Source organism: Stenotrophomonas veracruzanensis (assembly GCF_032911525.1).
In the GTDB taxonomy this organism is placed as follows: domain Bacteria; phylum Pseudomonadota; class Gammaproteobacteria; order Xanthomonadales; family Xanthomonadaceae; genus Stenotrophomonas; species Stenotrophomonas africana.
Genome location: NZ_JAWJTI010000003.1, coordinates 142,095 through 160,989 on the forward strand (window position 1 = coordinate 142,095; position 18,895 = coordinate 160,989).

Below are 18,895 nucleotides of genomic sequence, written 5' to 3' on the forward strand. Positions count from 1 at the left end.
GGCTAGGGCATATTGGGAACGTTCCCACTGCACATTTCAATGTGCACTGCACAAAAAGCCAATAGCGCTTTGGCGTTAGCATTGTCCTGTACAGCCATCCGGCCATGAACAGCGTACGTTTTCGGGAACGTTTCCAATGAGTATCAGCATCAATGACGTCGCGCGTGTGGCGGGGGTATCCAAGTCCACGGTGTCGCGGGTGCTCGGGGGCGGCCCGGTCAGCGAAGAGGTTCGCGGCCGGGTCGAGGTGGCGATCCGCCAGACCGGCTATCGGCCGAACCTGCAGGCAAGACGGCTGCGCTCCCGCCACACCGGCATCATCGGGTTGATCGTGGCGGACATCCGCAACCCGTTCTTCACTGCGCTGATCCGTGCGGTGGAGGAGGTCGCCTATCGCGAAGGCCTGCGCGTCACGCTCTGCAACACCGATGAAGACCCTGAGCGCGAGGCGCTGTATCTGCAGTTGATGCACGAGGAGCGCATCAGTGGACTGATCTTTGCACCCACCCGGACCACGGTGGGGCGGCTGGAACGGCTCGCGCTGGATTTTCCGACGGTACTGGTGGACCGCGCCGCGCCCAGCGGGTCGATCGACAGCGTGGTGCTCGACAATCCCGCAGCGATGGGCGCCCTGGTCGAGCATCTGGTCGAGCGTGGTTATCGCCGCATCAGCGGCTTGTTCGGCAGCACCAGTACCACCGCGGCCGAGCGTCGTGACGGTTATCTCGCTGCGATGCGCACGCATGGGTTGGAGCCGGACTACCGTGAGGTTGAACCCACGGCCGAAGCCGCCATCGCGACGGTCGAGCAGTGGCTCGCTACGCCTTCACGTCCCGAAGCACTGGTCACCAGCAACAGCCTGCTGTTGATGGGAGCATTGAAAGCCGCCCGCGGTGCAGGGCTGGCGATTCCAGACGCATTGGCACTGGCCGGCTTTGACAACGAACGGTGGACCGAGCTGGTCGTGCCGGGCATCACCGTGGTCGAGCAGCCGGTTGAGGAGATGGGGCGGGCCGCGATGTCGCTGCTGCTTGAGCGCCTGCGCACGCCGGAGCTGCCGGTACGCCGACTTGTGATGACGGGCCGGTGCGTGGTCAGAGGGTCGACGGCTGCGAGATAGCTCGACGCCCGATCGCGGTGAGAACGCTGTTCGGGTGTTGGCGGGCCAACCGCTGTCTGTTACAAGCGGGCTGTACACGCAGAAACAATGGATGATCGCCTTGTCAGAGCCTTATTCAGCACTGCTTCGCCTGCAGTTGTGCCCCGAAGATCTCTCCAGATGGCTGGCCGCGCCCGTGCCCGCAGCATCCCGATGGTCCGACTGGCGACGCCTCGCCGGGCAGTGGTGCCTGGGTAACGGTCAATATCTGGCCTCATCAAGCGACGAGGCGCTGGATCAGCTGCTTGCGGACTGCCAGGCACTGCTGGCCCGCTACCCCGACAATCGCGCCGCATTGAAGGCCTTCCTTTCCTCCGCACAGGCGGAGAACATCCGGGTTGCCGCCTATGACCGCAGCGGCAGGCACTTTGTTGCAGGATCGCTGACATATTCGGAAAGCCTCTACGATCTCATCGCGTTTCTTGCTGTGGCACGGAGCGCCGCCGACTTCCTGAAAGCAGGCGACCCGGGTGTGGCGCTCATCCACGACTATCTCTGGGCCGAGGACGGTGAGCAGGAGACCGTCGCCGCGATTGCGCTGGTCGGCCAAGGGGAATCCAGCTTCCTGCCTGCCACGGACCTGGATACTGCCACCGCGCCCTTCGATACATTGGTGGAGGCCATGCTGGAAGCCCATGACGACCCGGAGTTTCATCCGCGCAACCAGCTTGATCGACTTTGACCGACCCCAGGACCCCGACATGAACGGACATCACGCCCGCCACGCGCGCCGCCGCATGCGTCGGCTCCTCGCATTGGGCCTCTGCGCCCTGGCTGGATCCGCCCTCGCCGGAACAACGCAACCGGCACGCACCTGGCTTGTCAGCGGAGCCGAACTCATCACTCTGCTGCAGGGCAAAGGCGCTGATGGGTTCTGCGAAGGCGAGCAGTGCCGGAGCCTGTCCAGCGCTCGCGCCAGCGCCTATATCCAGGGCGTTGCCGATGCCAGCCACGGCCAGTGGTGTGGCCAAGGCAGGATTCTTCCGCATGAGCTGGTCGACCGTGTGTCCTCCCATCTCCGGCAGTTGCCCCGCGAGCGATTGCAGCGGGATGCGTCTTCACTGGTTGCCGAAGGACTGCGGTCGGCATTTCCCTGTGGCGGCGGCGCATCACGTGGTAGCAGTGCCGAGCCCGGCAAAGACGAATGAAGCAGGCCGCGCCTACTTGGCCACGGTGCGAACGTCCTACACCCTCGCGACACGGTGCATTCACAGCCGCCGACATCCGCGCTTGCCACACTGCATGTTCCTTCCACAGCATGAGGTGCCCCATGGCTACCTGTGATGTCTGCGGCAACAACTACGACAAGAGCTTTACCCTGCAGCAGGGCGGGCGCAGCGGCACGTTCGATTCGTTCGAGTGTGCGATCCACGCATTCGCACCGCACTGCGCACACTGCGATTGCGCGGTTATCGGGCACGGCGTTGAAGGAAATGGCCAGATCTTCTGCTGTGCACATTGCGCCGGTCATGCGGGTGTACAGGGCATAGCCGACCGGGCCTGAGCCGACTTCAGCTCCCGCCTGCTTCCTTCCCAGAGACCAGCGAAGGAAGCCGAGCGATCCGGGCTGCGCCCGAACCGGCGAGCAGCGCCAGTGCGCGCCGCTTCTGGGAAGGCAGCCCCGCCACGACCTCCGGTGCCACCACGATGTCGAATTCCCTGGCGTTGGCGTCCAACGCGGTAGCCAGGACGCACGAATCGGCGGTCATGCCAGACAGGCAAAGGCGGCGCACTCCCAGTTTGGCCAGCAGAATCGGCAAAGGGCTGGCCAGGAAAGCAGAGTGCTTGGGCTTGAGCACGAAGTAGTGATCGGGCAAGGGCGAGAGGACTGTGGCAATACGCCCCGCCGGACCTCCGTCGCGCTGGCACTGCTCCACCTGCTGGCGGAAATCCCGTTTCCAATCCGAGAAATTGTCATTGGCGTAGATGACTGGCCACCCGCGTTCGTCAAAGTGATCCCTCAGGCGTCGGATCTGCCGGGCCGCGCGCTCTGCCGCAGGCGCCAGTTGCTGCGCGCCCGGAAAGTCAAAACGACTGAACATGTCGATGATCAGCAGGGCCGTCGATGGATCGTCTGCCATGGCTCAATCTCCTGTCTGGGCGTGTGGGGCCTCGACCGGTTTGGATTGCGGTGAATCCTTCTGGCGCAGGAAGATCGTCAGCACTACCAGGGAAAGCACGGCCAGGAATTCGCTCTGCCAGTTCTGCATCGATTCGAACCAGAATGTGCTGCTGCCCAGGTGCTCCAGGAAGCCGGGCGCCGGTAGGCCCTGCAACTGCTGCTCTGCCTGCTCGGCGCGCCAGCTTCCCAATGCGTGCAGCGCAAAGCTGAGCAGGAACAGCAGCCCGAAGGCAATCGCCAGCGAATGACCGTAAAGCGTCTTCCACAGGCCACCGCGCCTGACCGGCCAGGGCGTGGGACCCGGCTCGATGCGATTCTGCTCCTGCGCAGGGTTCAGGGGGCGAGATTCGGCCGAACCACGCTGGCGCAGGCTGACCGTCAGCAGAACATACATCCCCATCTGCAGGAATTCGCTCTCCCAGTTCTCGAACGTGGCGCTGACGAAGTGCCCGGTTGCAAGGTAGTGCCAGAGATCGATCGGCGCGCGCCCGTGCTGCATCAACTCCTCGTTGTGCACGTGATGCCCCGCAACTGCCTGCCCGACAATGAACACTAACGTGAGCGCAACCAGTACCAGGGAGAGACCGTTGCGTTTCCACATGCAACACCTCATTCAGCCTGTTCCAAAGACCGCGCATGCAGCTTGCGCGGGCGGAGGACCATGACTCGTGATTGCTGCGCATCCAGAATGTGAGGCGGACTCAACGCTTCCCTGTGGGATCGGGATCTGGGCGCTCGTAGTCCTCCGGTACGGCCTTGGGGCCGTCGCCGTCGTCGGGCATGTCGTGCTCCTTCCACTTGGCTGCATCGTTGCGCCGTTTGTCCGGCGTGTGCGCCTTCGACTGATCATCCACGTCCGTGGTGGGATTGAAGGGAAGTTTGTCATTCATGGGCAGCTCCTGCGGCGGGAGATTGAAGCCTGCACCGGGCCGGGTTAACGCCACGACGCTGCACAATGAACGCCGCGCACACCGGGATGTCACTGAAGCGGGATGGCGGCCTTGCGATGCTGGCGTCCCGATCTCCTGGAGAAGCACGATGCAGGCGTTGACCTATCACGGCCGCAAGGATGTGCGTGTCGAGACCGTGCCGGACCCGGTGTTGGCGGCGGAGGATGATCTGATCCTTCGGGTGACCGCCACCGCCATCTGTGGGTCGGACCTGCACCTGTATCGCGGCAAGATTCCTGATCTGCACGATGGCGATGTGCTCGGTCACGAATTCATGGGCGTGGTGGAAGAGGTCGGTAGCGGCGTGACCCAGGTGAAGCCGGGCGATCGTGTAGTGATTCCCTTCGTGATCGCCTGTGGTGAGTGCTTCCATTGCCGGCTGGCCGAGTACGCCGCCTGCGAAACCACCAATCCCGGCAAGGGCGCCGCACTGAACCAGAAGGGCATACTGCCTCCGGCCGCGTTGTTCGGTTACAGCCATCTGTATGGCGGCGTGGCCGGTGGCCAGGCCGAATTCGTGCGCGTGCCAAAGGCCAACGTGGGTCCATTGCGCATCCCGGAGGGTGTGGCCGATGAGCAGGTCCTGTTCCTTTCCGACATCCTGCCCACGGGCTACCAGGCCGCACTGAACGCAGGGGTGAAGGCAGGCTCGACAGTTGCGATCTTCGGCGCGGGCCCGGTAGGGCTGATGAGCGCCGCCTGCTGCCGGTTGCTCGGGGCCGAGACCATATTCATGGTTGACCACCTGCGCTACCGCCTGGATTATGCGCGCCGTGCCTATGCTGTAACCCCGATCGACTTCAGCGAGATCGAGGACCCTGCCGATTACATCCTTGCCCAGACCAGTGGCCGGGGCGTGGATGCGTGCATCGAGGCCGTGGGCTTCGAGGCCGAGGGCAGTGCGCTGGAGTCAGCGTTGACCGCCGTGAAGCTGGAGGGAAGCAGCGGCGTTGCGATCCGGCAATGCATCGCGGCAGCACGCCGCGGCGGCGTGGTCAGCATCCCGGGGGTCTACGCCGGCTTCATCCATGGGTTTCTTCTGGGTGATGCGTTCGACAAGGGGCTCACGTTCAAGATGGGGCAGACCCACGTGCAGGGACTGATGCCGGAGCTTCTCGACGCAACCATGGAAGGAAAGCTGGACCCGGGTGACATCATCTCGCACCGGATGCGCCTGGCTGATGCAGCGCAGGGGTATGCGATGTTTGACGCCAAGAATGACGATTGCCGCAAGATCGTGTTGACACCGTGAGCACGCTGCCATGAGCGCGATTGTCATGTCCGGGGTGTACGCACTGTGGTTGGTGGCCGGTTCGCTGGACTTCCATTTTCACCGACGGACCAACCTGCCGCACACCTCGGGGATGGATGAAAGCGCATTGCACGGGATCCAGCTTGTCCTGATCGGTAGCGGCGTACTGGCCTGGCTCCTGCTGGAAAACACGTGGTCGCTCGCCACGTTGCTGGCCGCGCTGGTCATCGCGCACGCAATCGCCGGCTACTTCGATACCGTCAGCGCGGATGGGCGACGCCGGATCAGCCCGGCAGAGCAGCACGTGCACAGCGTGCTCGACGCTGCCCCGTGGGTTCTGCTGGCTTGGGTCGCCTGGCACGCCCAGCCGCGTTGGTCGCTCACCGTAGCGCCGGCAGTGCCGGAGGTCTGGTGGCTCATCCTGCTGCCGGCGCTGGGCGCGGTCGTACTGCCATGGTCGTGGGAGCTGCTGCAGTGCCTCCGCGCAGGACGGCAGCGCCGGCAGGCGAGCGCGTGAGGATCATCGCGCAGAGAATTCATGCGCCGGCTACGCCTCCGAGACAGCGATGTGACCGCTTGCCGCCTACGTTCGTCATGTCTCTCCATTGCAGGCCCCTTCATGCAGCATGTGACGTCGCCCTCCCCGCTGGAAAACCGCGCTCGCCAGGTGGTGGTCCAGCTTCCCGACCTGCCATTGCCGGGAAGTGGCCGCACGCTGCAGCGCTGGCAGGCGCTGGCCGCCTGGGGGGCGGACGATCTCTGCCTGGCCAAGGTGCTTGAAGCGCACTACGACGCCCAAGCGATCATTGCCGAACTGAACGCGCCCGTCGTTGCTGAAGGCCAGCTGCTGGCGGTGTGGGCCGCGGAAGGTCCAGCCAACACACTCCGCTTCGATGCCCACGGTCAGCTCCATGGCGACAAACCCTGGTGCTCCGGCAGCGCATGGGTAAATGCAGCACTGGTAACGGTCCGCAACGCGCAGGGCGTGTGGCTGTGCCAGGTTGGGGCAGAGCATTGGCGCACGCTTGCAGATGAGCCCTGGCCCGCCGTCGGCATGGCCGGCGTTCCGTCCACCACGGTGCGATTCGACGGTGCACCGATGACGCTTCTGGGAACGCGCGATGAGTACCTGCAGCGCCCCGGTTTCTGGCACGGCGGGGCAGGCATCGCGGCAGTCTGGTTTGGCGCGGCGGCCGCCCTGGCCGAGCGCATGCGGCCAACCTGCACCGAGGGAAATCGCGCGCGACTGTTGGGTGAAGTGGACCTCGCCTTGGGCCCGGCGGCGGCGCTGCTTCGCGAATTGGCAACGCGCATCGATGCCGAGCCCGAATCAGCGCATCGCGAAGACGTAGTGCGCGTGCGCTGTGTGGTCGAGCGCGCGGCGACGCGTGTCCTGGATCTGGCGGGAAGGGCGCTGGGCCCGGCACCCATGTGCCTGGAAGATGCCCATGCCCGCCGCTGTGCGGACCTGACCGTGTTCCTTCGCCAGAACCACGCTGATCGCGATTGGGAATGGCTGGGTGGGCAGCGTGCAGCCCAGGAGTCGACATGGGCGCTGTAGCCAGGACACCCCTGCAGGGGGAAGGAACGCAGGAGCAGGCATGGCTGCGCTGCCATTGGCTCTGGCAGCAACCGGCCACATCGGCCACCGCCCTGTGCGCCGGCCATGACCGCATCGTGGTGGTCGCACCCCATCCGGACGATGAGATCCTCGGCTGTGGTGGACTGCTCCGTCACGCAGCGGGGCAGGGCATGGAGGTACGGGTCGTCGCAGTGACCGATGGCGAAGCGTGCTATCCGGACGAGCACTGGTGGACGCCGGAGCGCCTGCGATCGGCACGGCGCGCCGAGCTTGCCGCAGCACTGGGCGAACTCGGTATCCGGGCGGGATCAATTTTCCATCTCGGCATCGCCGACGGCGCGGTCAGCGCGCACGAACAGGGCCTGGAAGATTGGCTGCAGCAGCACCTGCAACCGCGCGATCTGGTGTTGGCACCCTGGCGCTTTGATGGGCATCCCGATCATGAGGCCGCAGGCCGTGCTGCCTGCCGTGCCTCTCGGGCAGTGGGCTGCCGACGTCTGGAGTACCCGGTGTGGGGCTGGCACTGGCTTGACCCTGCCTGCGCTCATATGGCGTGGGAGGTTCCCAGGCTGGTCGACATTTCCGCAGTGGCGGCCGCAAAACGAAGTGCCATCGCGCACTTCCGGACCCAGACCGGCGAGGTGCCCGAATTGAACAGCCCGCCGGTGCTGCCCGCGCACGTACTGACCCGATTCTTCCGGAACTACGAGGTATTCCTGGCATGAGCGCGCAACCGTACTTCGATGAATTGCATGAGCAGGAGGATCCCTTCGGTTATCGCAGCCGATGGTATGAAGAACGCAAGCGTGCGCTGCTGCTGGCCAGCCTGAGCCAGCGCCAGTTCAATCGTGGATGGGAGCTGGGATGCTCCAACGGCGTGCTGACCGAAGCCTTGGCCGCCCGCTGCGAGCGCCTGCTGGCCACCGACATCAGCCCGCGCGCAGCGTTCCGGGCCCGCCGCAACCTCGCCCATCTGCCGCATGTGCAGGTCCACTGCGCCAGCCATCCCGAGCAATGGCCGCCGGGTCGCTTCGACCTGATCGTCTGCGGGGAGATGGGCTACTACCTGGGGGTAAGCGCACTGCATGAACTGCGCGCCGGTATCGATGAGGCCCTCCGCGATGACGGACTGCTGGTTGCCTGCCATTGGCTGCCTTCTTTCCAGGGGCGCGCAAGTCGCACCGAAGTCGTGCATCGATGCCTTGGACACGGCCTGCAGGAAGCCTTCCACTATCGTGACGCGGACTTCGTGCTGCAAGGCTGGACACGCCGCGCACTGTCGCTGGCCCGCGATGAGGGCCTGCGGTGATCGGCATCCTGGTGCCGGCCCACAACGAGGCAGCGAGCATCGAGCGCTGCCTCCAGTCGATCCGAAGGGCAGCCCTGCATCCCGCTCTACACAGCGAAGCGGTGCAGGTGGTGGTTGCGCTGGACAGCTGCTCTGATGCAACCGAGTCGATCTGCCGCCAGCAACGGGTTGATACCGTGCGCCTGGAGGTACGCTGCGTCGGCGTTGCCAGGGCAGCGGCCGCTGCTGAGCTGATCGGACGCGGTGCGAGATGGCTGGCGAGCACCGATGCCGACAGTGAGGTACCTCCCGAGTGGTTGGTTGCCCAGCTTGAGGGCCGGTGCGACGCCTTCTGCGGACTGGTGGACATAGCGACCACCTCCAGGACGGAAAGGCGCCTGCGACGCGCGTTCCAGCAACGGCAGCAGTGGGGCGACGATCATGGACGCATCCACGGTGCCAATCTCGGCGTCTCCGCCCAGGCCTATCTGGCAGCCGGGGGATTTGCTCCCCTGCGCTGTGGAGAGGATGTTGCGCTGGTGCGGAGGCTGCAACGGCTCGGCGCAGACGTAAGGTGGGCGGGCGCTCCCGTCGTCATGACCAGTGCCCGCCTGGTAGGACGGGCCACCGGAGGATTCTCGGCCTACCTGGCCGGAGTGGGTAGGGCGCCGTCCGCCGGCGAAGCAGATCGGCGGGCGGACGAAAGTGGAAGCGCCGTGAAAACTGCGGTGAATTGGGCATAGTGTGACGTCTACCCGGTTGATGTTTACAGTTCGGCCACGACGCCCGTCCTAGAGTGAAGGGATGGGAGAGCAGGAGTGGCACCATGCCGAACAGAGCGATCGTCTACGTCAGCGAAGCCGTCAGTGGATTCTCGCTGGAGCGCCTGAAAGCGCTGATGGAGGATGCCGCCCGCTTCAATCGGGGCGCAGGAGTGACCGGGGTCCTGCTGTTCGACGGGGAACGCTTCCTGCAGTACATGGAAGGCCCCGCCGATGGACTGGATGTGGCCTTCTCCCGCGTGACCGGTGCCAGCAGTCACACCCACCTGATCGAGCTGGCGCGGGGCCGTGTCGGCCAGCGGCGGCTGCCGTTCTGGCCCATGCGTTGCCTGTCCGTCAGCACCGATGAGCTGCGCATGATCGCCTGTGCCGACTGGACCAGTTTCATCCAGCGGGCAGCAACCGAACAGGCCGATGCCACGGCGATGGACAAGCTGCTGCTGATCGTCGAGCCCTACGCGAAGGTTGCCTGAGCCCCGATGCCTGTTACCGCAGTGTGTTACCGGGCAGAGGATGGGGCGAGGCGGATCGTGAATCGCCTCATTCGTCCCTACAGCAAGGGCGGGATCATCGAAGGGCAGGAGACTTCCTGCGTCAGAAGGATTCAACGTGCCCCTCCGCGCAATCGCCTACGCAAGTGAGGCGATACCGGGGCTTTCCGTGGACCATGTGGACGACCTCGCCAGGGCCGCCGCCCGCTTCAACATCGAAGCAGGCGTGACGGGACCGAGCCTGCCGACATCCGCAACGTGGCCCGTGGCAACTGGAGTGGGCTCTCCCGCGGTGGCGCCCTGCGCCAGCTGCGCCGGGTGGTGGCCCCGCACCTGGGGTGACACGGCGGTGGGTCTCAATGCGCGGTCGGCGGTGCGCAGACGTCTCCCACCACCTGCTGGACCGCTTCCTGCAACCGGTCGATGTGGAACGGCTTGGCCACGAACGTCGCGCGGCGGTGGCGCAGCGGCACCAGCTGGTCGTAGACCGCAGAGACGAACAGGTAGGGAATGCCGAGTTCGGCCAGCCGGTCGGCGACGGGAAAGACCACGCCGTCGCGAAGCTCCACATCCAGCACGGCACCATCGAACCGTTGCGTATCCAGCAGTCCCAGCGCATCGAACACGCTGTAGGCGTGGGTCACCTGGCCGCCGCCGTCTTCAAGCGCCTGCTCCATCAGTGCAGCCAGGTCGAGCTGGTCTTCAACCAGCAGCAGATTGCACCTGCGCTGGCCCATTTCCGTCTGCATGCGCGCATGCCTGTGTTGCCTTGGGAACTGCAGTGTGTGCTGTGCCGCATCAACGGCGTGCGTGTGGCATGTCAGCCCGGCGCGAAGCGGCCTGCCCTCGACCGCCAACGCCGTCGACGCAGCGTGGAAAGCGTTGCGGCGTTTGTTGACGGCGCCTTGGCGGCCGCTATGGATACTGCCGCCGTCCCCCGTACTGGAGCCACTGCCATGCCTCGATCCACAACCGATCCCGCCTCACCCAGCGCACTGCGCGTGGAGTGCATGTCCCTGGACTGCGGCGGCGCTGCAATCGTGGTGGAGCTGGACAGCACGCCCGAACGGGCATGGATGAAGTCGCTCAAGCGCGCCCTGCAGGACGATGACGTGCTGCAGGGCGCGCAGGCCAAGTTCGATGGCCGTTTCGTCTACGTCGTAGGCGTGGAAGGCGGCGCACACCGCGCGCAGCATCGGGTGATCCAGGCGCTGAAGGCTTCCGCAGACACGCGTACGCGCGCGCCTGCGGCAAGCCCCCGGCGCGACGCCGGCACCGCAGTCGTGTCCGGCGCGATGCCTGCCTGAGTGCGCAGCAGGCGTTGCCACGCAACAGCGGATGTTATGACGGCATCAGCAACAGGTGCAGCGCGCACGCCCAGCGGCTCACGCCCGCCGACGAGGCAGTGATCGCTGCGTCGCCACCATGGTCTCCGGAGGCATGTTGCCCCACTACCGGAGACCGTGATGGCAGACCCGAACACCGTCCGAAGCGAGCGCCTGCTGAAGTGGCTGCAGGACGCCTACGCCATGGAGCAGGAAGCGGAGACCATGATGAAGGCCATGGCTTCGCGCATCCAGAACTATCCTCATCTTGCCGCACGTATCGGCCAACACGTGCAGGCGACGCAGCAGCAGGCCGCCTCCCTGCGCGAGTGCATTGAAGCACTTGGCGGAAGTGTGCCCACCGCCAAGGGGCTGTTCGCGAGCATGACCGCAGCCATCCACGCTGCCGGCAACGCCATGATGGAAGACGAGGTGGTCAAGAGCATCGGCATTTCCTTTGGCTTCGAAAACACCGAGATCGCCACCTACCGGGCGCTGGTGATCGCGGCCGAGCGTGCCGCCGCGCCGGATATCGCGGCCGTGTGCGGCCAGATCCTGCAGGAAGAGATCGCCATGGCGCGTTGGCTGGAAGAGCACCAGGACAGCCTGGTCGGCGCGTTCCTCAACCGTGACGAAACGCCCGGTGCCCAAGCCAAGCGTTGATACCGATCCCGCCTGCCAGACACAGGAGACAGCCCCATGTTCTTCCACCACAAGAAGCTGATGTACACCGTGCGCGTGCGCGAATCCAACCCGCAGCTCGCCAGCCTCATGCTTGAACAATTCGGCGGCCCGCAGGGCGAGCTTGCCGCCGCCATGCGCTACTTCACCCAGGGACTCGGCGAATGCGATCCCGGCCGCAAGGACCTGCTGATGGATATCGCCACCGAAGAGATCAGCCACCTGGAGATCATCGGCACCATCATCGCCATGCTCAACCGCGGGCCGAAGGCCATTCAGTCTGAAGGGCTTGCCGAGGCCGAGGATATGCGACTGCTGGGGCAGAACAGCACCAGCCATACCGAGCAGATCCTGTACGGTGGCGGCCCGGCACTGGTCAATTCCAGCGGGGTGCCGTGGACAGCGGCCTACATCGATTCGATCGGGGAGCCTACCGCCGATCTGCGCTCCAACATCGCGGCCGAAGCGCGCGCCAAGCTGGTGTATGAGCGCCTGATCAACGTCACCGACGACCCCGGCATCAAGGATGCGCTGCGCTTCCTGATGACGCGCGAGATCGCCCACATGAAGTCATTCGAGAAGGCGCTGCACAGCATCCAGCCCAACTTCCCGCCGGGCAAGCTGCCGGGGGACCCTGCGTTCACCGATCTGTACATGGACATGTCGCAGGGCGACGGCGCGGACGATCTGCAGGGCAGCTGGAACAGCGGCGAGCTGTGGGAGCGGGTCAGCGACCGCCAGGCACAGACCGCTGTGGATGGTGGCGACGGCGGCGGCACGGTGGACCTGGACCCGCGCGAACAAGCGGCGGTGCAGGCCATGACCCTGCGTACACTCTCCGACCCGGAAGCGCGGCCGGCCACCGGGGCCGAGCTGGGGGCCGGCCCGGGCGCGGGAGCACTGGACCTGCCACCACGCGAGCCTTGAAAGGGCTGGGGCGCCCATCTGCGGCGCCCCAGCAGCGAAGCCCTTGATCAGCATCAAGGCGTACGAAAGTGGGGGGACATCACGTCCCCCCACGAAGAGGTGCATCTGGCTTCAGGCGCGATCAGCGCTGCTGGCCACCGCGCTTGTTGCCACCGCCGCGTTCCTGCTGTTGCTGCCCGCCGCCCTGGTTTCCACCCCCGCGGCTGTTCTGGCCGCCTTCGCGGCCGATGTCCGCCATATGCTGGCGATCCTGGCTCACCGCTTCGCCGCCCTTGCGGCCGGCTTCGCGTGCTTCTTCCGAGCTGAATTCATGGGCGTTGCCTGATTCGTGCGCGGCACGTCCACCCTTGGCGGCGATCTCGCGCTGCTTGTCCTCGTCCATCGAAGCGAAACCGCGGTTGCTGTTGCCCTGGTTCTGGTTGGCCATGGAAGGTCTCCTTGGTGTGAGCCGCCCGATTGACGGCAGCGACCATCTTCCAGATCCACCGCTAGACGGCGGTGGCACCCCCGCCAACGTGGTGTCATGCGCAGGCACGTGCTTCCTCATGCGTTCTCCACGAAAGCAAATCCACCAGCGAGCGACGCGGCATACCGACCCTGGTGCTGGAGCCGGGTGTCAACGCAGCGCGGCGGGGGCACGTCCAGGTTCAACGCCGCCTCCACGCCGGTGTCACCGCGCGTTTGATCCGCATCGCTAAGGTAGAGCCATCTGCAACAACCCGGTGCTGTCATGCCTCTTCGTGCCATTGCATATGTAAGTGAAGCCACCCGGAACCTGCCTGCGGAGCGGCTGCAGCAGCTTGTTGCGGACGCGATGCTGTTCAACGGGTCCGTTGATGTGACCGGCGTACTCCTGTTCGACGGCACTCGCTTCCTGCAATACATCGAAGGTCCGGAGACCGGCGTCAGCGCGGCGTACACCCGCATCCTGGCGGCGGGCAGCCACAGCGGCCTGGTCGAACTCAACCGGGGCAGGGTGGGGCGGCGGCAGTTCCCGCGCTGGCGCATGCACAGCGTGCGGGTGGATGAGCTCGCGCTGGGAAAGATCGCGATCTCCGACTGGACGGGCTTCGTGCGCAGCGCCTCCGCACTTGCCTCTGGCACCAGCGCGCTTGATCGACTGCAATCGGCGGCGCAGTCGCCTCCAGGCCCCGGCGAGGGCCGGTTGCTGGAACAGGACGGACCGGTGGCACGGTGAACGCAGCCGACTCCCAGGGCACGCCGGGCCAGGTGCGCGTCGGCTGCGCAGGCTGGTCGCTGTCACGGGCAGCGCAGGCGACATTCGGCGCAGGTGACAGCGTGCTGCAACGCTATGCCACTCGGCTGCACATGGTTGAGATCAATTCCTCGTTCTACCGCCCCCATCAGGCGGGTACCTACGCCCGGTGGGCGGCCAGCGTGCCTGAGGACTTCCGCTTCGCAGTGAAACTCCCGCGTGCGATCAGCCATGACCGCCGGCTGCGCGATGCGATGCAACCGCTGGATCAGTTCCTCGGTGGCGTGATGGCCCTGGGTGACAGGGTGGGCCCACTACTGCTTCAGCTGCCGCCGAGTCTTGCGTACGATCCGGCGACCGTGGCGGAATTCCTGCACGGCCTGCGCGCGCGCACCTCGCTTGATGTCGCCTGCGAACCGCGCCACCCCTCGTGGTTCACTGCGGACGTGGATGCCCTGCTGAGCGACCACGGTATCGCACGGGTCGCCGCTGACCCGGCCCGGGTACCCGCCGCCGCGCTTCCGGGCGGTGACCGCACGTGGAGCTACTGGCGCTGGCACGGGCAGCCGCAGATCTATCGCAGCGCCTACAGCGAGCAGGCGCTGGCGGGGCTGGCCCAGCACCTGCAGCATGAAGCCGCCGCGCAACGCCGTGCCTGGTGCGTACTGGACAACACCGCGCTGGGCCACGCGACCGGCAACGCGCTGCATCTGCAGGCACTGCTGCAGGAGAACGCGCATGCCTGAGGGCCCGTCCATTGTCCTGCTGCGCGAAGCCGCGAGCCACTTCAAGGGTCACGTCGTACGCGGCGTCTCCGGCAACAGCCGCATGGACCTGTCGCCACTGCAGGGTCGCAGGGTCAAGGCGGTCCGCAGCTGGGGCAAGCACTTTCTGCTGGAGTTCAGTCACCACACGCTGCGCATCCATCTGATGATGTTCGGCAGCTGGCGCATCGACGAACGGAAGCCGGCCCCTGCCCGGGTCTCGCTGGCATTCGACAACGGAGAGTTGAACTTCTATGCGTGTTCGGTGCGGTTGATCGACGAGCCGTTGGACGACGTCTACGACTGGCGGGTGGACGTGATGAACGATGCCTGGGATGCGAAGCTGGCCCGCCGCAAGCTTAAGGCGCTGCCGGACACCCTGGTCTGTGACGCGCTTCTGGACCAGACCCTCTTCGCCGGCGTCGGCAATATCATCAAGAATGAGGTGCTGTTCCGGATCGGCGTGCATCCGGCCACGCAACTGGGCGACCTTCCGCCGCGCAAGCTCACCGCCCTGATCACCCAGGCCCGTGCCTACAGCTTCGACTTCCTGGAGTGGAAACGACGCTTCGAGTTGAAGAAGCACTGGCAGGTGCACACGCGCAAAGTGTGCCCGCTGTGTGGCGGGCCGATCAGCAAGCTGTACATGGGTACGACCCGGCGGCGCACGTTCTTCTGCCCGAACGACCAGGTGCTGTACCAACCCTGACACCGCCTTCCGTGGCGGCCGGGTTGCATGCGATGCGGCTCAGGCGGCCTGCGCGGCCTTCGCATTGCCGCCGCCCTTGGCCAACAGGGTCAGTTTCTCGTCGGTCGCCTTTTCTTCCTCCAGCGTCTCCAGCAGCAACGGCAAGGCATCCTTGTAGCCCAGCTGCTTGGCCAGCGCGGCGATGGTTCCATAGGAGGCAATTTCATAATGCTCGACCTTCTGCGCGCCACCGATCAAGGCAGCATCACGCACCGGCCCCTTGTCGATGCTGTCGATCACCTCCTTGCCTTCCTCGACCAGACCTTCCATCGCGGCGCACTTGATGCGCTTCAGCCGGATGCCAAGAACCTCCACCACCTGGTCGATGCGCTCGATCTGGCCCTGGGTTTCTTCCAGGTGCGTTTCAAACGCGGTGGCAAGGTCAGGGTTCTCGGCCGCACGGGCCAGGCGCGGGAGGGCCTTGGTCAGCTGCTTTTCGGCGCTGTAGATATCCGAGAGTTCATGGATGAACAGGTCTTCCGCTGTTTTGATAGCCATGCTGGGCTCCGCTGTGAGTGGAGTCGCCAGAGTAGGTCTCGTCCGGTTGCAATCAGGCAGGGGCGAGGTGAAGGACGCATGTGAACGTCAACCCGAACCCTGCGCGCCGCCTTCACGAGGCGGTGTCTGTCGCCGTGTAGCCGCTTCCCGATGTTGCCAGGCCTTCGCCATGGCTTCACAGCGGCATCGCTTGGCGCCCATGGACCGGCCGGTACGGTCACCTCACGCCCGATCACACATGGAGACTCCCATGAGCGACGACAAGAAGAACACCGGCAGGCCGGACCGGGATCGCATCAACGTCAACGAAGAGTACGAGCTGCGGTACTGGACCACGACGCTGGGCGTGTCCGCCGAAGAACTTCGCGCGGCCGTCGCGGCGGTCGGGCCCACGGCCGTTGCTGTCCGCAAGCATCTGGGCAAATAGCGCGGAGCTGGCCATGTCCCTGGTCGAGTATCGCCGCAAGCGTCGTTTTGACCAGACGAAGGAACCCGAGCCGGGCAGGGCGCTGCCTGAAGGTCAGCGCGCCATTTTCGTGGTGCAGCTGCATCATGCCAGCCGCAGGCACTATGACTTCCGACTGCAGGTCGGCGATGCGCTGAAGAGCTGGGCCGTGCCCAAGGGTCCCAGTTACGACCCGAAGGTCAAACGCATGGCGGTGGAGGTGGAGGACCATCCTGTCGACTACGCGACCTTCGAAGGCGAAATCCCGAAAGGCCAGTATGGCGGCGGGCATGTTGCCCAGTTCGACCGCGGTGTGTGGGCCACGCAGGGCGACCCGGAAGCCCAGCTCGCCAAGGGTCATCTGCGCTTCGAGCTTTTCGGCACCAAGCTCAAGGGTGGATGGCATCTGGTTCGATCCGGCAAGCCAGCGCGCCAGCCACAGTGGCTGCTGTTCAAGGACGACGATGAATTTGCCAGCGACATCGAGGCAGACGACCTGCTGGCAGATGTCGCCGTAGCACCTCCGGAGGACCTGAAGCGTGCCGGGGCCGGAAAGACCGCGAAGAAGAAACTCACGGCGGTACCTACCAGGCGCACCCGACGAAAGAACTGGGCGAAGAGGGCACTGGCGCTCAGCAAGGCGAGAGAGGCCGCAGCGCCTTCCGGGCCGTTCGAGCCGCAGTTGGCCAAGCTGGGCGAAGCGCCGCCCCAGGGTGGGCAGTGGGTGCATGAGATCAAATGGGATGGGTACCGCATCCTTGCCACGGTGGCTGAGGGCAACGTGCAGCTATGGTCGCGGAATGCACTCGAATGGACTGACAAGCTCCCTGAAATACGTGACGCGATCGCGGCACTGGGTCTGACCTCGGCAGCACTGGACGGCGAACTGATCGCCGGCGCCGGCACCAAGGAGGACTTCAATCTCCTGCAGGCCACGCTCTCCGGCGAGAGGCAAGGCGTGCTGACGTACGCACTGTTCGATCTGCTGCATCTTGATGGCGTGGACGTCGCCGGTGCGCCGTTGCTGGAACGCAAGGCCTTGCTGCAGTCCCTGCTTGAAGGGCAGGGCAGCCCACTGGCGTTCAGTTCGCATGTAGAGGGGGATGGCAACGAAGCCTATCGTCTGGCCGGTGAGCAACACTTCGAGGGCATCATTTCCAAGCGCGCCGATCGCAGCTACCACAGCGGCCGCAGCGAGGACTGGCGCAAGACGAAGCAGCTGGCCAGCGACGAGTTCGCGGTGGTCGGATACACCACGCCGAAAGGCAGCCGCACCGGGTTCGGCTCGCTGCTGCTGGCGCGGCCAGACCCGGAACACGGCTGGCTCTACGCTGGTCGCGTCGGGTCTGGGTTCTCGGATGAACTGATTGGCGACATCAGCAAGCGCATCAAGGGCGGCGGCCGCAAGCCGACCGCGTACGTGCCCACACAGGACACCGATCTGCGCGCCGCGATCTGGTTCGAACCGCGTTTCGTGGTGGAGGTCTTCTACCGCGGAATCGGTGGGCAGCAACTGTTGCGCCAGGCGTCGCTGAAGGCGGTGCGGGCGGACAAGGACATCGCCGATCTCGCAGATTCCGATCGCGCTGGAAGCACCCCGGCTGCGGGTGGCACGCATGCACCCTCGCGACCCGGGCGCAGGGCGAGAAAGACGCCGGCGGCGGACCGCGCGCCACCCGTGCTGTCCGCTCCGGGCAAGGTTCTGTTTCCCGGCGATGGGTTCACCAAGCAGGACGTGTGGGATTACTACACGGCAGTGATGGAGCACCTGCTGCCCGAGGTAATTGATCGCCCGCTATCGGTCATCCGATGCCCCGGGGGCACCGCAAAACCGTGCTTCTTCCAGAAGCATCATACCGCCGGGCTGGAGCTGGTCGATTCGGTAAAGCTGAAGGAGGAAAGCGGCATCAACGCCCATTATCTGGTGGTGCGGGACGCAGCCAGTCTGCTTGAACTGGTGCAGTTCAACGCGTTGGAATTCCATCCCTGGGGCAGCCACGCCGAAGCGCCCGACCAGGCCGACCGGGTGGTGTTCGATCTGGATCCAGGACCAGACATACCCTTTGCCGAGGTCAAGAAAGCGGCAACCGACATCCGTAAACTGCTGGCGCAGCTGGAGCTGGAATCGTTCCTGCGTGTGTCCGGCGGTAAGGGCCTGCACGTGGTCGTGCCGCTCAACCCGGGGTGCGATTGGGACCTGACCAAGCGCTTTGCAAAGGGTTTCGCCGATGCGTTGGCACAGTCCGAACCGCAGCGGTTCCTGACAACCGCCACCAAGAGCCTCCGCAACAGGCGGATCTTCGTAGACTATCTGCGCAACGGGCGCGGTGCGACGGCTGTGGCGTCCTACTCGCTGCGGGCGAGGCCGGGGGCACCGGCCGCGCTGCCGATCGCCTGGGACGATCTGGCGAAACTCAAGCGCGCAGACGCGTTCACGATCAAGGACGTACCCGCAAAGCTCAAACGGCGCCGCAACGACCCTTGGGCTGGCATCGCGAAAGTGAAGCAGAATCTCGCCCGATGGGCGCAGGCGGACCGGTAGTCCCCGCCCGCGCTACCTACCGTCTGTCAGACAGAACCCAACTGATTCACAAAATGCACGGGGCTGGAACGCTTCCTCGGTGTGGTTGGTCTATGCTTGCGCTACGGAATCTGGGGGGATTCG

At 65.3% G+C, this 18,895-nt stretch carries 25 protein-coding genes; 19 read left to right on the top strand and 6 right to left on the bottom strand.

Annotated elements, in window-relative coordinates; translation table 11 throughout:
* Positions 1 to 136 precede the first annotated feature (136 nt).
* The 4 genes from R1H25_RS03970 (at position 137) to R1H25_RS03985 (ending at position 2,663) form a co-directional block, all read left to right on the top strand.
* Positions 137 to 1,120: a LacI family DNA-binding transcriptional regulator gene (locus R1H25_RS03970; RefSeq protein ID WP_049447927.1), complete on the top strand. Its 984-nt coding sequence runs from the start codon at positions 137 to 139 to the stop codon at positions 1,118 to 1,120.
* A 91-nt stretch (positions 1,121 to 1,211) separates the two neighbouring features.
* Positions 1,212 to 1,841, top strand: a complete 630-nt coding sequence (locus R1H25_RS03975; RefSeq protein ID WP_317222792.1) for a hypothetical protein — start codon at positions 1,212 to 1,214, stop codon at positions 1,839 to 1,841.
* A gap of 19 nt (positions 1,842 to 1,860) precedes the next feature.
* A complete protein-coding gene (locus tag R1H25_RS03980; protein ID WP_317222793.1) occupies positions 1,861 to 2,307 on the top strand; it encodes a Rap1a/Tai family immunity protein in 447 nt (148 codons plus the stop codon).
* Positions 2,308 to 2,429: 122 nt separating this feature from the next.
* Positions 2,430 to 2,663, top strand: coding sequence for a hypothetical protein (locus tag R1H25_RS03985; RefSeq protein WP_080354906.1), 234 nt, complete (start codon positions 2,430 to 2,432; stop codon positions 2,661 to 2,663).
* Between the two features lie 7 nt (positions 2,664 to 2,670).
* Here the strand turns inward: R1H25_RS03985 and R1H25_RS03990 are convergent, their stop codons facing one another.
* The 3 genes from R1H25_RS03990 to R1H25_RS04000 all read right to left on the bottom strand — a co-directional run bounded on the left by R1H25_RS03990 (position 2,671) and on the right by R1H25_RS04000 (position 4,171).
* Positions 2,671 to 3,240, bottom strand: coding sequence for a cysteine hydrolase family protein (locus R1H25_RS03990; protein ID WP_154349101.1), 570 nt, complete (start codon positions 3,238 to 3,240; stop codon positions 2,671 to 2,673).
* A 3-nt stretch (positions 3,241 to 3,243) separates the two neighbouring features.
* Entirely contained in the window at positions 3,244 to 3,882 is a 639-nt protein-coding gene (locus tag R1H25_RS03995) for a DUF6766 family protein (RefSeq protein WP_088479226.1), read from the bottom strand.
* A gap of 100 nt (positions 3,883 to 3,982) precedes the next feature.
* Complete coding sequence (locus R1H25_RS04000) at positions 3,983 to 4,171, bottom strand: hypothetical protein (protein WP_049447931.1); 189 nt, start codon at positions 4,169 to 4,171, stop codon at positions 3,983 to 3,985.
* A 148-nt stretch (positions 4,172 to 4,319) separates the two neighbouring features.
* On the opposite strand from R1H25_RS04000, the gene R1H25_RS04005 reads away from it, so the two are divergent.
* The 7 genes from R1H25_RS04005 to R1H25_RS04035 all read left to right on the top strand — a co-directional run bounded on the left by R1H25_RS04005 (position 4,320) and on the right by R1H25_RS04035 (position 9,608).
* Entirely contained in the window at positions 4,320 to 5,483 is a 1,164-nt protein-coding gene (locus R1H25_RS04005) for a zinc-dependent alcohol dehydrogenase (protein ID WP_317222905.1), read from the top strand.
* 10 nt (positions 5,484 to 5,493) lie between these two features.
* On the top strand, positions 5,494 to 6,000 hold the full coding sequence (locus tag R1H25_RS04010; protein ID WP_317222794.1) for a hypothetical protein: 507 nt from the start codon (positions 5,494 to 5,496) through the stop codon (positions 5,998 to 6,000).
* 102 nt (positions 6,001 to 6,102) lie between these two features.
* On the top strand, positions 6,103 to 7,044 hold the full coding sequence (locus R1H25_RS04015; protein WP_317222795.1) for an acyl-CoA dehydrogenase: 942 nt from the start codon (positions 6,103 to 6,105) through the stop codon (positions 7,042 to 7,044).
* The gene (locus R1H25_RS04020; RefSeq protein ID WP_088479224.1) at positions 7,032 to 7,790 is read left to right on the top strand and encodes a PIG-L deacetylase family protein; all 759 of its coding nucleotides are present in this window, start codon (positions 7,032 to 7,034) and stop codon (positions 7,788 to 7,790) included. The genes R1H25_RS04015 and R1H25_RS04020 overlap by 13 nt, the downstream gene beginning before the upstream one ends.
* On the top strand, positions 7,787 to 8,374 hold the full coding sequence (locus tag R1H25_RS04025) for an SAM-dependent methyltransferase (protein ID WP_317222796.1): 588 nt from the start codon (positions 7,787 to 7,789) through the stop codon (positions 8,372 to 8,374). Before R1H25_RS04020 ends, R1H25_RS04025 begins: the two co-directional genes overlap by 4 nt.
* A complete protein-coding gene (locus R1H25_RS04030) occupies positions 8,371 to 9,096 on the top strand; it encodes a glycosyltransferase (protein ID WP_317222797.1) in 726 nt (241 codons plus the stop codon). The genes R1H25_RS04025 and R1H25_RS04030 overlap by 4 nt, the downstream gene beginning before the upstream one ends.
* An 83-nt stretch (positions 9,097 to 9,179) precedes the next feature.
* The gene (locus tag R1H25_RS04035; protein ID WP_317222798.1) at positions 9,180 to 9,608 is read left to right on the top strand and encodes a BLUF domain-containing protein; all 429 of its coding nucleotides are present in this window, start codon (positions 9,180 to 9,182) and stop codon (positions 9,606 to 9,608) included.
* Positions 9,609 to 9,982: 374 nt separating this feature from the next.
* On the opposite strand, the gene R1H25_RS04040 is transcribed toward R1H25_RS04035, so the two are convergent.
* Positions 9,983 to 10,375, bottom strand: a complete 393-nt coding sequence (locus tag R1H25_RS04040) for a response regulator (protein ID WP_317222799.1) — start codon at positions 10,373 to 10,375, stop codon at positions 9,983 to 9,985.
* A gap of 207 nt (positions 10,376 to 10,582) precedes the next feature.
* Between R1H25_RS04040 and R1H25_RS04045 the strand changes: the two genes are divergently transcribed.
* The 3 genes from R1H25_RS04045 to R1H25_RS04055 all read left to right on the top strand — a co-directional run bounded on the left by R1H25_RS04045 (position 10,583) and on the right by R1H25_RS04055 (position 12,559).
* Positions 10,583 to 10,933 (top strand): hypothetical protein, encoded by a 351-nt coding sequence (locus R1H25_RS04045; RefSeq protein WP_317222800.1) that lies wholly within the window; start codon positions 10,583 to 10,585, stop codon positions 10,931 to 10,933.
* Between the two features lie 159 nt (positions 10,934 to 11,092).
* The gene (locus tag R1H25_RS04050) at positions 11,093 to 11,614 is read left to right on the top strand and encodes a ferritin-like domain-containing protein (protein WP_317222801.1); all 522 of its coding nucleotides are present in this window, start codon (positions 11,093 to 11,095) and stop codon (positions 11,612 to 11,614) included.
* Positions 11,615 to 11,650: 36 nt separating this feature from the next.
* Entirely contained in the window at positions 11,651 to 12,559 is a 909-nt protein-coding gene (locus tag R1H25_RS04055; protein ID WP_317222802.1) for a manganese catalase family protein, read from the top strand.
* 121 nt (positions 12,560 to 12,680) lie between these two features.
* Here the strand turns inward: R1H25_RS04055 and R1H25_RS04060 are convergent, their stop codons facing one another.
* On the bottom strand, positions 12,681 to 12,986 hold the full coding sequence (locus tag R1H25_RS04060) for a KGG domain-containing protein (RefSeq protein ID WP_317222803.1): 306 nt from the start codon (positions 12,984 to 12,986) through the stop codon (positions 12,681 to 12,683).
* 303 nt (positions 12,987 to 13,289) lie between these two features.
* On the opposite strand from R1H25_RS04060, the gene R1H25_RS04065 reads away from it, so the two are divergent.
* Genes R1H25_RS04065 through R1H25_RS04075 form a run of 3 tightly spaced genes read left to right on the top strand, consistent with a single transcriptional unit; the run spans position 13,290 to position 15,248 of the window.
* On the top strand, positions 13,290 to 13,757 hold the full coding sequence (locus R1H25_RS04065; RefSeq protein ID WP_317222804.1) for a BLUF domain-containing protein: 468 nt from the start codon (positions 13,290 to 13,292) through the stop codon (positions 13,755 to 13,757).
* A complete protein-coding gene (locus R1H25_RS04070) occupies positions 13,754 to 14,521 on the top strand; it encodes a DUF72 domain-containing protein (RefSeq protein ID WP_317222805.1) in 768 nt (255 codons plus the stop codon). The genes R1H25_RS04065 and R1H25_RS04070 overlap by 4 nt, the downstream gene beginning before the upstream one ends.
* Positions 14,514 to 15,248 carry a DNA-formamidopyrimidine glycosylase family protein gene (locus tag R1H25_RS04075; protein ID WP_317222806.1) on the top strand — a complete coding sequence of 245 codons (735 nt, stop codon included), beginning with the start codon at positions 14,514 to 14,516 and terminating at the stop codon, positions 15,246 to 15,248. Before R1H25_RS04070 ends, R1H25_RS04075 begins: the two co-directional genes overlap by 8 nt.
* 39 nt (positions 15,249 to 15,287) lie before the next feature.
* On the opposite strand, the gene R1H25_RS04080 is transcribed toward R1H25_RS04075, so the two are convergent.
* Entirely contained in the window at positions 15,288 to 15,785 is a 498-nt protein-coding gene (locus R1H25_RS04080; protein WP_005409691.1) for a ferritin-like domain-containing protein, read from the bottom strand.
* Positions 15,786 to 16,035: 250 nt separating this feature from the next.
* Between R1H25_RS04080 and R1H25_RS04085 the strand changes: the two genes are divergently transcribed.
* Both R1H25_RS04085 and ligD read left to right on the top strand, forming a co-directional pair.
* The gene (locus tag R1H25_RS04085; RefSeq protein ID WP_317222807.1) at positions 16,036 to 16,212 is read left to right on the top strand and encodes a DUF3606 domain-containing protein; all 177 of its coding nucleotides are present in this window, start codon (positions 16,036 to 16,038) and stop codon (positions 16,210 to 16,212) included.
* A gap of 13 nt (positions 16,213 to 16,225) precedes the next feature.
* Positions 16,226 to 18,772: a DNA ligase D gene (ligD, locus tag R1H25_RS04090; RefSeq protein WP_317222808.1), complete on the top strand. Its 2,547-nt coding sequence runs from the start codon at positions 16,226 to 16,228 to the stop codon at positions 18,770 to 18,772.
* Positions 18,773 to 18,895: the final 123 nt, after the last annotated feature.